At 44.5% G+C, this 458-nt stretch carries 1 protein-coding gene; it reads right to left on the reverse strand.

Features of this window, described 5'->3' with window-relative positions:
- Nucleotides 1-458 (reverse strand): hypothetical protein (locus ACVC2P_RS11345; protein ID WP_452598586.1); only part of this gene is annotated, 458 nt, incomplete at both ends.

Genomic DNA, 458 nt, shown 5'->3' on the forward strand with positions numbered 1-458 from the left:
TCGGCTTCTAAGTCTACTACTGGTGCTGGTAAGACTTCTAATGGGAGCTCTACTATGGTAAAACAGCCTGTGGCTGGTGTAGTCATGGTGCCTGTATTGGTAACAACGACATAGATGGTTTGGGTGTTGGCTACAATATTATTGTATGGACTGCTTAGTGGGTTAATCATGTTTTGGGCATCGTCCATGGTTTCATAATAGGTGGCTGTTACTCCTGGCTCGCCATTAATGATTGTTGCGCTTTGGCTTTCTAAATCAAAGCTGGTAAAGCCATCGTTATCGTCATCACATTCTTGGTAGGCTACGGGTGTAGCTACGGGTGATGGTAATGGGTTGACTCTTAGGTCTAGGGTGATGGTGTCGTAGCAACTTGTAAGGTCTATTGAGGCTCTTACATAGATGGTTTGGGCATTAACAACATTGGTGTATAGTGTTGGTAATGGGTTAACTGCGGCATC

It is taken from the genome of Pontimicrobium sp. MEBiC01747 (assembly GCF_053601635.1).